We start from the raw sequence: 10435 nt of genomic DNA on the forward strand, positions 1-10435 counted from the left end.
TATAATCTGTCAACTATTTGTATCGGCAGGTTGTTTAGTATAAAACCTTAATTTATTAATAGACATGAAAAAAATAAGCTTCTACTCTATTATCGTACTTCCCGTATTGATTATTATCAGTGCCTGTAGTGAGTCGAATCCTCATTTTCTGAAAAACGAAAAATACAGGAAAGAAGTGCACGAGCAATTCCTTAAAAGAAAAGAACTGGCTTCCGGCCGTGGTAAACAACTATTTACTGTATTAGACAAACCGGGTCTGAGTTTGGAAAAAAGAGAGGCTTTGGAATTTCTATATGCTTATATGCCGCTCTCCGATCTGGCTGATTATGACGGTGATTTTTTTCTCGGACAGGTAGACGCCGCATTCCATGCCCGCGACTATTTTGATTGGGGAAAGAAAATACCTGATGATATTTTCCGCCATTTTGTATTGGTTTACCGTGTGAATAATGAAAATCTGGATACGGCACGCCAGGTCTTTTTCGAAGAATTAAAAGACCGGGTCAAAAACCTGACAATGGAACAGGCCGTGCTCGAAGTCAATCACTGGTGCCACGAAAAAGTAACATACAGAGGAACGGACGGACGCACATCTTCCCCTTTGGCTTTAGCCAAAACATCCTGGGGCCGCTGCGGGGAAGAGTCTACATTTACTACAGCAGCCTTACGGGCTGTAGGCATTCCTGCCCGCCAATGCTACACTCCACGTTGGGTACACACCGACGACAACCATGCATGGGTCGAAGCATGGGTCGATGAAAAGTGGCACTATATCGGCGCCTGTGAGCCCGAACCGGAACTGGATGTGGCATGGTTCTCCGCGCCTGTAAAACGGGCGATGATGGTGCATACCAATGTTTTCGGATTATATGACGGCCCGGAAGAAAAAAATGTACAGACCGGTCTGTATTCCGTTATCAATCTATTGGGCAACTATACTGCTACCCGCGATGTAAAAGTAAAGGTCGTGGATGAATCGGGCAAACCCGTATCCGGAGCAAACGTAAACTTTAATGTATATAATTATGCCGAATTTTATCCTATTGCTACAAGCATTACAAAGGAGGACGGCAGCGCGTCCATTGTTTCCGGTATGGGAGACATACTTGTGTGGGCGAACAAAGATAATATATACGGCTATGCAAAATCGGCGCCTGGCGGCGAAGAATTAACCGTTACCCTGAAAGAAAAGCAAGGCGGGGAATTTGAAGAATCCTTCATTATGGAAGCTCCTTCCGAACAGTCTGTAAAAGAACTTTCCGCCGAGAAAATCGCTGAAAACGCGAAGCGTCTGGCACATGAAGACTCTATCCGCAATGCCTATATGAATACATTTATAAGTGAGGCCGATGCCCGCAAATTTGCCGGGGAAAACGATCTGAACGCTGATAAAACATGGGAATATTTATCCAAATCGCAGGGAAACTGGCAAGAGATATCCGCATTCCTTAAATCTCAGAAAAGCAACGGGTATTTGTACCCATTCATAGAATCATTAAAAGACAAAGACTTGCGCGACACCCCTGCGGATTATTTATCAGACCATCTGGATGTCAGCGGCTCATGGCCGGGTGAAATACCTGACTTCCATAAACGTTATGCAGAATATATATTATCACCCCGCATCAGCCTGGAATTAATCCGCCCCTGGCGTGGCTATTTCAAACAGGTACTGACTGAAGATTTTATCAATAAATCCCGTTCCGACATACAGACCGTGGCAGACTTCGTCCGTACTAATATAAAAGTGGATAATGACCAAAATTATTTCAAATGTCCTGTCTCGCCGCAAGGAGTATATGAACTAAAAGTTTCCGATAAACATTCGAGAGATATATTCTTTGTCGCCTTATGCCGTTCGATGGATATACTGACACGTATAGACCCCGCTACCAGCCGCCCTCAATATCTCAGGGCAGAAGATAATCTGTGGACAGATATATTTTTTGAAAAACAAGCCGAGGAAAAGCCAAAAGCGGTTATAACATTCACAAGCGCAAAGGATAATATAGTAAAACCGGGATACTATACCCATTTTACAATCGCCCGTTTCGAAAATGGAAATTTTGTCACACTGGATTATGAGAACGAAATAAAAAGCCTGCCTGCAAAAATATCCGTTGACGAAGGTTATTACCGTATAATGACGGGCAGCAGGGGAAATGATGGTTCTGTAACCATTGACACACGTTACATAGAAGTGAAAGGCAAGGAGTCCAGAGCCATAGAAATCAAACTGCCTAAGGTGGAAGGACGTATTCAGGTACAAGGTATCGTAGATCCGAATACGATAGTCACATTGAATGACGGCAGCAAAAAAACACTGAAGGAACTGACCAATAAAAAAGGTCTGGTTATCTGCTTCGCCGATCCTGACAAAGAACCGACCAAGCATATTCTTCAGGATCTGCCGGCTGTACAGCAGGCTATTGAAGACTGGAACGGCGGAATATTATTTGCTGTGCCGGACGATAAATTGAGCAAGGCGTTTGATGCCTCTGTATTTAAAGGCCTGCCTAAGCAATCGTTATGGATGACCGACAATAACCGCGTATTGCTTAATGCCGTCGCAGGAGCTTTGCAAATAGATTTCTCCAACAATTTCCCTCTGACGATTTATTTGTCTACGAACGGAGGCATATTATATTCGTCACAGGGTTACCGGATCGGCATCGGAGAAAATATCCTTAAAACGATAGAAGAAGAAAAAGCAACGAAAAAGTAGCCTTGGGAAGAGACAATTATAACCTGACGGCCATCATTTTGATGGCCGTTATGGTTATAATTATGATATTAATGCTGGCTCTGTTCAGTCTTTATCATTCAGCTTATAGCTTAATGCACCGGAAGGACACTTATTTATCTGAGCAATTAGTTGTTCCGTCGTCGCATTTTCCGGTTTTACCCAAGGCCTGTCTTTAGGATTATATACTTCCGGCAGCATTTTCACACAAACACCGGCGTGCTGGCAAAGCTGCGGTTGCCATATGATGGTAAGTTCACCATTGGTGTATTCGATTTTCTTTTCCATGTCTTTAGTTTTGTATATTTAGTTGATCTTACTATTTCCTCCGAATCACACGTTGAAGCCTTTCATAACAAGACGCCTCCAATCCGGATGTTTTTTGATATATCCTGCCACGAAAGGACAAAGAGGAATCAGGCGTAATTCTTTTTTCTCTATATCTGCCAGAACTTTTTCTACGAGCCGGCTGCCTATCCCCTGGCCTTCGAGTGCAACAGGAACCTCAGTGTGTGTCAGGTATATTTCGCCGTTATTTGTTTTTATATATTCTATCTTAGCAAGATATTTTCCCACATGAAACTCATATTGGTTTCCGTCTGTATTGTTGATTAATTCATAGTTTTCCATTGCCGGATAGTTTATTTAGTTTGTAACTTATTTATAAACATCCTGTTGCCGCATATTGTTTATCCCCTTATTTTTTTACGCCCTTTCTTCTTCGAATCTACAACCTCGTAAATACTGATAAAGACAAATATAGAGACAGACAATGTATTAGCAGCGATCAGATTAAGATGAGAACTGAAGAAAATAAGGATAAGCAAAGCCGCGATGGCTATAATATGGGACTTAGCTACAACCCTGCATGTAAACCATTTATACACCATATTAGCAACCAGATAGATAACCGGCCCCACAATCACGACAAATATTGCAGCAGCGGTCATGTGTTCCAAAGGATGGTTAACAACCAGCTCATCTCCCACTGCACAAAGGATCAATGCACCGACCAGGATAACATGTATCGAATGATATTTCAAGCCCAGCAAACCCGGATTATCTACCTCCATTATTTTTTCCGCTCCGGCTTCGCTACTTGCATCAAAATAAATCCACCACATAGCCAGACTGCTTATGAATGATATAAGTGCCGCTAAAACAACCGGAGCTGTCCAGACTTCGATTTCGCTTAATGAAGCGCCGGACATCAAAATCGTTTCCCCAAAGGCTATAATAACAAAAAGCTGGCTTCTTTCGGCCAGATGATGCCCGTCTATTGTCCAGTCTTTAGCCGAATCCGACCGTCCCAGAAACGGAAGGTAAAAACCGAACATGGGAGCAGTATAGTCACACAGGACAGCAATAGCCCACAGGAATAAACGCATTTCTCCTTCCTGAAATGCACCGATTATCCAGAAGACTGCGGATATAACAAACCAGCCGAATATACGGGTATAATTTGGTGTTAACTGATGTTTCCTGCCCAGCATAAACAGGATAGATGCCGTACGTCCGACCTGAATGACGACATAACAGACGGCAAATATCCAACCCCTTTCGCCAAAAGCCCCGGGAATGGCTGCCGCGACCAATAGCCCGATCATCATCAGCACAAACAGTATGCCCCTTATACTGCGGATATTCGGGTCGAACCAGTTTGTCATCCATGTGGTATGCTGCCATCCGAGCCATACTGCAAACCAGAGTACAGCGCTTTGCAAAAAGCCTGTCCAGTTCAGATGATGTAAAAAGTAATGGGATAGTTGCGTTACAGCAAATACATATATAAGATCAAAAAGCAGCTCGGAAAAAGAAACAGTAGCGATTCCTTCTCCACGCTTGCGAAGAAGGGAATGCGATGTATGCGAAGAATGAGCCATAAGTTAATACATTTTATCAAATCACGCTATGTTATTAACGATTCGACCTAAGCTTTGTTCAATGGCGACAAGGCAAAAAAAAGACAAGCCCGAAAGCCTGTCTTCCTATGATATTCCGGAACTTTTATTCCAACTCGAACCCATAGCTTTTACCTTTATCTGCAGCTGGCACCCCGGTCTTCATCCAGACAGGCATTGGTTCGCCTTTCAGGTAATGGTCGAAAAACTGTTGTAAACGTATGCTCAGGTCTTTGGTATTTCTCCGCTCTTTCAGATTGTGTGCTTCATTATTGTATTGTAGCATCCATACCGGTTTTTGTAAACGGCGGAGAGCCATAAAATATTCGATACCCTGATACCACGGCACAGCGCCGTCTTTATCATTGTGCATAATAAGCAGAGGAGTCTGCACTTTATCGGCAAAGAAAACCGGAGAATTTTCCTTATACAGTTCCGGAGCTTCCCACATAGTGGCGCCGATACGCGACTGAGTCTGCTCATACTGAAACTGGCGGCTCATTCCCGTTTCCCAACGGATACCACCATACGCGCTGAACATATTGGATACGGGCGCTCCTGCTCCCGCAGCCTTAAACATATTGGTGCGGGTTATCAGGTAAGCCGTCTGGTAGCCGCCCCAGCTTTGTCCTTGTATAGCCATATTATTTTTATCCACCCATGTGTTTTTAGCCAGTTCCCCGGCACCGGATACAACAGCATTGTATGCGCTCTCGCCGGGATGTCCTGTGGTATATACTATGTCGGGAGTAAATACAATATAACCCCTGCTGCAATAAAACGGGATATTGATGATGGAACGGCTGGGCGCTGGAGGAAAATACTGATAAAGATTATCTGTATGCTGCTCATAGAAATAAATCATTACAGGATATTTCTTTGCGGGATCAAAATCCTCGGGTTTATATACAATACCCTGAGTCTCCTTACCATCAAACATGGTCCACGACATTAACTCTGCCGTGCCCCAGTTGTATTCTTTCATCTGTGGATTTATATCCGACAATTTAGCATCTGTCTTCCATAAATCGGCAGTAACATATAAATCGGGAGAAGTGTTGAAATTGCTTTTCGTAAAACAATATACATCCTTATCTTTTGCCTTTACCGGCGTAGTATATGTATATTTACCCATTATCAGGGGAATTACTTTCGATTTATTCCATTCATAAAATCCGGCTTCCTTACTGGTCTCATCAAAAGCAGAGAGTAATAATTTTTCGTCAGGTTTTATAAAGCGGCTCTCCGGGTCAGTCTTAATATACCGGAGTACGGTTTTCTTTTCACGCCCAATACCCTTCGTCAGGTTTTCGGGCTTCTTCGCTCCGTCAGGATCAAGCTTCCATATATCATATCTGTCATAAACCAGAACAGCGGCATCATTTTCCATCCATGTCGCAGGGCCATATGGATAAGGCAGCATCGGCGTATCTGTTTTTTCGTCCCAGAAATTTACATCAAGGCTGTTTGTCAGGCAGACTTCTTGTCCTGTTTTGGCGGAATAAGCATAGTATTTCTTATCTTCCGGAGCATACCATAACAGATAATTTCCTTGGGGAGAGAAATAAATTCGTCCTTCTAAGCCCGTTTTTATTAGCTTCTTTGTATTGTTCTCCAGATCGAAAAGCCAGATATCATTTCTTGATCCTGCCCAAAGGTCCCATTGCTGCTCAATTTCATATTTGAGGTCAGAAACTCCCAACGCGTATTTTCCGTTATTCTCAGCGGAAATATTCACATCAGGAATTTCCTCTGTTGCCAGCTGATAAAACTTATTATTGTTTAAATCTATATATGAGAGATAAGTTTGCTTGTTTTTCTTTTCCAGTTGAACCAATTGCATAGGTTGTATCTGAGGCTCCTGCCAGTGCCAGAGATCGAGCTGAGCCTTTTCAAAATCAGGAATGGTTGTATCTTTTGGTAATTTTATGGGTGCAGTGCCCAACAGCAAGCGCTTCTCATCTTTACTGAAAACAGGTGAATAATTTTCACTCACACCCCATTTATCAGGCATTCCTGATGTACTTTTATCTGCCATAAGTCTGGCTGAATCGAGAGTGGCATCGAAACAGAACAGAGCATATTCTTTGATTTCTTTCTTCAGGCTATCGGCTGTGGCAATGAACGTAAGTTTGCTTCCGGACTCCGACAATGCAACATTTTTGTATATCGTCTTTCCTGTCGAAACTGTTTTTTTATCCAGGTTACCCAGATTAATGAATAATACACCCGGTTTATTCACTGTGTCTTTGGCATTCGGTTTCAGTATAGTAGTAAAAAATTTACCGTTGCGGCTGAATACATATTCGGTTGCATGTTTAATTGTATCTTCCTTTGCTGAATAAAGATTCCGGAGAACAAGCGAATACGCCTTTACGTCTTTCTTATCCTTTACTTTTGTCGTATCGTCCAATGTGTAAGCCACATAATCGGAATAATCTTTTCCTATTTTATAACTCTTCACATTCGGTATCTTAGATACGGTAAATTTACCGAGGGATATTATCGCCAGAGAGTCTTTAGGCAGTTTCTCATCGGCCGTTTTCTTTATTTTCGCCTGACGGGTTACAGCGTAAGGCGCTTTTATCTGAGCTACTACATTCTTCTGGTCTGGAGTAACGGTATATGTATAACCACGGGGTAGGACAAGTTCCTTTTGGCTTTTCAGGTTCCGGATAAGAAGATAATCGTCCCCCTCCTGTTCCTTTACTATAGCAACGCTATACTTTCCGTCATTCGTTATTTCAATATTGGAAAGGCTTTTCCATGTATCATAAACAGAATGATCCAATACTTTCTTCTGCGCCACTGCGGGAAGTACTGTTGATAATGCTATACCCAGAACAACGCACATCTGATATGCTTTCATTATTAAGGTCTTTTTAGGTTATATGATGACTGTGTAATGGAAAAGAAACCTTTTCAGGCTTCTTCTCCATACTCCATTAAATATGCTTTGATAAAATCGTCCAGATCGCCATCCATTACTGCATTCACATTGGAAGTCTGATAGTTTGTCCGGTGATCCTTCACACGACGGTCGTCAAATACATAGCTGCGGATTTGTGATCCCCATTCTATTTTCTTCTTACCGGCCTCTATTTTCGACTGTTCACGACTACGTCTTTCCAGTTCCATTTCATACAACTGCGATTTCAGCAAACGGATCGCATTATCCTTGTTTCCGAACTGGGAACGGCTTTCTGTATTCTCTATTACAATTTCTTTTTCTTCTCCTGTCTCAGGATCTTTGTATTTGTAGTGCAGGCGAACCCCGGTCTCTACTTTATTTACGTTCTGGCCTCCGGCCCCACTGGAACGGAATGTATCCCATGTAATATCGGACTGGTTTACTTCAATCTCGATAGTATCATCTACCAACGGCACTACATAGACCGAAGCAAACGAAGTCATACGTTTACCCTGAGCGTTATATGGCGATACACGGACAAGACGGTGCACGCCGTTCTCCGATTTCAGATAACCATATGCATACTCGCCTTCGACCTGCAATGTAGCGGTTTTGATACCTGCTTCATCTCCATCCTGCCAGTGAGTGACAGTCGTTTTATAACCTCTGGAATCGCACCATCGCTGGTACATGCGAAAGAGCATCGACGCCCAGTCCTGCCCTTCGGTTCCTCCGGCACCACTGTTTATTTTTAATACTGCGCCGAGTTTATCTTCTTCGCGGCGAAGCATATTTTTCAATTCCAGGTTTTCGACAAGTTTCACGGCATTATCATATGCCGCGTCTACTTCCTCCTCGGACGTAACACCTTCTTTCTGAAAATCGAATGCCAACTGTAGTTCTTCGGCTGCACCTTTTACTTCTTCGTATCCTTCTATCCAGCCTTTAAGCCCGCGGATAATCTTCATCTGGGCTTCCGCAGTCTTTGCGTCATCCCAAAAACCGGGAGCATGTGTTCTTAATTCTTCTTCTTCGAGTTGTATTTTTTTCGCATCGACGTCAAAGATGCCTCCTTAACGCATCCTCGCGTTCCAACACTTCTTTGAGTTGGTCTGATGTAATCATAAGTTACCTTTTAAGTTATTACTAAATTGAGATGCAAAGGTAAAAATAAGTTGTAAGTTACGGGTTATAAGTTGTCAGTATTTTGTAATGTGATAAGATAGTGAGTGTGTTTCTTTTTGATAATGGAAGGAGGTAATAGGTATTACAGTCTGAAAGCCTGTGAGATCAGTCAAGTGATGAAGAATATATACTTAATAAATATGGAAAAATGGATGGCTTTTCCTCTAATTTATATAACCTTATAATTGAAACTAATGACGATGAAATATTTATTTTTATTGCTGATTTTAGCCTTATTATGTTGTTCAAATACACAGAATAAATTTGATGTTCCGTCTCGCTTTTATTTTAAAATTAGTGATGGCGCAAATGATAGTTATAATTCACAGACTGCCTTATTCAAGAGACGTTATTCAAATGGCGCCAAATCTTATGAAATATCACTCAATGATGCTGAAAGAAGAATGATCTATAACTTATATCAGGAGATTCATTTTCAGAATTTCCCCAAAGAGTTTGAAATAGAATGGAATGATACTGATCCTGTTACAGTAGTTATTCCAAGCTTTGATACTTCGATAGAAATCTGTGAAAACGATAGTTGTAATAAAGTTATTTTAAATCTTATAGATTTGGAAAATCCTATTAATGATAAAGAAAAAGCTTTGCAATATAAAAGGCTGTATGATAAAATCTGGCAGATAATCATAAATAAAGAAGAATATACGGATATTCCAGATTCTGATTGTATTTATTTGTAAAATTGAATTAGAATTATCCAAAGATCAGAAAGAGTTTTTCTTAAATAAAATTGATTCGTACTTTTATATATCACTAATAGACCCGCTGACGCGGACTTCCAGTCCGTGTCTTGTTGACAGGGCAAAAATATTTACTATGCCACACACAAGCGGGGCATCTGCGCGGGCAGAGGCTATATCAGCGTAACTGAAAATTTATCAGAACCAAATATCTTTATCTATATAAGAAACTAATTATTAACATTAATATTTAAGTCTTATGAAGTATAAAGAAAAAACAGCCTCGGAGATTATCCGGATGATAGAACAGGACTTGTGCAGTATCTCCGAAATATGCAAAACATTTAAAATAAGCCGCAAGACATTTTATGAATGGAAAAAGGCAAAGCCCGATTTCGGCGAAGCGGTGGAAGAAGCCATCGACCACCGCGAAGAGGTGATGATAGCTTCGGCACGTATCGGACTGAAACAACTGCTAAGGGGAAGGCTATGTGCAGAAAAAAGAGAAGGTCACCTATATCCCCGATAAGAACGATCCGCTGAACGAGGTGGAGAAATGCCGCGTAGTGGAAAAGAAATTCTGTCCGCCGAGCATCCGCGCGATAAAGTACGTACTCGACCGGGAGGAAAGGAAGAAGGACAGAGACCGCTTGCTTGCATCGGAACGCCATCCGCTGGTCATCGAAGTACAGGACGAAGAGACCAGGCGTCAGTTGATGATATTGAAAGGGAACGGCTTCCGTTCGGGCGGCTCGCTCAATCCGGAAGTGGTGGCGGCCGTGGATAAGGAACTGGAAGAGGAAGGCAAAATGAAAAGTGAAGAACCGGAAGTGAAAAGTGAAGAACTAAAAGTGAAAGATGAGCAGGGGCAAGCTATGGAGCAGCAGCCTGCCATACAACCATCTGCCGCTCCGGTAGAGAAGCCCAAACCAAAGAATCTCTATCCGTTCCTGCCGCCGGGATATACATCGAGAACGGATTGAAGAAGGGGTAA

The 10435-nt window shown here is 42.1% G+C and carries 7 protein-coding genes and 1 pseudogene; 3 read left to right on the forward strand and 5 right to left on the reverse strand.

Annotated elements, in window-relative coordinates; genetic code table 11:
- The first annotated feature begins 64 nt into the window (after window positions 1–64).
- Window positions 65–2725, forward strand: coding sequence for a transglutaminase domain-containing protein (locus ACFO6W_RS01785; RefSeq protein WP_379993588.1), 2661 nt, complete (start codon window positions 65–67; stop codon window positions 2723–2725).
- A gap of 84 nt (window positions 2726–2809) precedes the next feature.
- Here ACFO6W_RS01785 and ACFO6W_RS01790 read toward each other — a convergent pair whose 3' ends face one another.
- The 5 genes from ACFO6W_RS01790 to prfB form a co-directional block, all read right to left on the reverse strand.
- Entirely contained in the window at window positions 2810–3031 is a 222-nt protein-coding gene (locus ACFO6W_RS01790; protein ID WP_379993589.1) for a (4Fe-4S)-binding protein, read from the reverse strand.
- A gap of 45 nt (window positions 3032–3076) precedes the next feature.
- The gene (locus tag ACFO6W_RS01795; RefSeq protein ID WP_379993590.1) at window positions 3077–3373 is read right to left on the reverse strand and encodes a GNAT family N-acetyltransferase; all 297 of its coding nucleotides are present in this window, start codon (window positions 3371–3373) and stop codon (window positions 3077–3079) included.
- Between the two features lie 59 nt (window positions 3374–3432).
- Complete coding sequence (locus ACFO6W_RS01800) at window positions 3433–4626, reverse strand: low temperature requirement protein A (protein ID WP_379993591.1); 1194 nt, start codon at window positions 4624–4626, stop codon at window positions 3433–3435.
- A 124-nt stretch (window positions 4627–4750) separates the two neighbouring features.
- Complete coding sequence (locus ACFO6W_RS01805) at window positions 4751–7513, reverse strand: S9 family peptidase (RefSeq protein WP_379993592.1); 2763 nt, start codon at window positions 7511–7513, stop codon at window positions 4751–4753.
- Between the two features lie 53 nt (window positions 7514–7566).
- A protein-coding gene (gene prfB, locus ACFO6W_RS01810; RefSeq protein ID WP_379993593.1) for a peptide chain release factor 2 occupies window positions 7567–8680 on the reverse strand; the annotation gives its coding sequence in 2 pieces (ribosomal slippage) (window positions 7567–8616 and window positions 8618–8680; 1113 coding nt in all).
- A gap of 260 nt (window positions 8681–8940) precedes the next feature.
- Between prfB and ACFO6W_RS01815 the strand changes: the two genes are divergently transcribed.
- On the forward strand, window positions 8941–9441 hold the full coding sequence (locus ACFO6W_RS01815) for a hypothetical protein (protein WP_379993594.1): 501 nt from the start codon (window positions 8941–8943) through the stop codon (window positions 9439–9441).
- A 259-nt stretch (window positions 9442–9700) separates the two neighbouring features.
- Window positions 9701–10424: pseudogene (locus tag ACFO6W_RS01820) on the forward strand (helix-turn-helix domain-containing protein).
- Window positions 10425–10435: the final 11 nt, after the last annotated feature.

Origin of the sequence: Dysgonomonas termitidis, assembly GCF_042654545.1 — a bacterium.
GTDB classification, from domain to species: Bacteria; Bacteroidota; Bacteroidia; order Bacteroidales; family Dysgonomonadaceae; genus Dysgonomonas; species Dysgonomonas termitidis.

What these genes read in the sequence shown, in the direction of transcription:
- ACFO6W_RS01800 (WP_379993591.1), bottom strand. Translation starts at nt 4,626, where the DNA reads ATGGCTCATTCTTCGCATACATCGCATTCCCTTCTTCGCAAGCGTGGA.
- ACFO6W_RS01785 (WP_379993588.1), top strand. Translation starts at nt 65, where the DNA reads ATGAAAAAAATAAGCTTCTACTCTATTATCGTACTTCCCGTATTGATT.
- ACFO6W_RS01795 (WP_379993590.1), bottom strand. Translation starts at nt 3,373, where the DNA reads ATGGAAAACTATGAATTAATCAACAATACAGACGGAAACCAATATGAG.
- ACFO6W_RS01805 (WP_379993592.1), bottom strand. Translation starts at nt 7,513, where the DNA reads ATGAAAGCATATCAGATGTGCGTTGTTCTGGGTATAGCATTATCAACA.
- ACFO6W_RS01815 (WP_379993594.1), top strand. Translation starts at nt 8,941, where the DNA reads ATGAAATATTTATTTTTATTGCTGATTTTAGCCTTATTATGTTGTTCA.
- ACFO6W_RS01790 (WP_379993589.1), bottom strand. Translation starts at nt 3,031, where the DNA reads ATGGAAAAGAAAATCGAATACACCAATGGTGAACTTACCATCATATGG.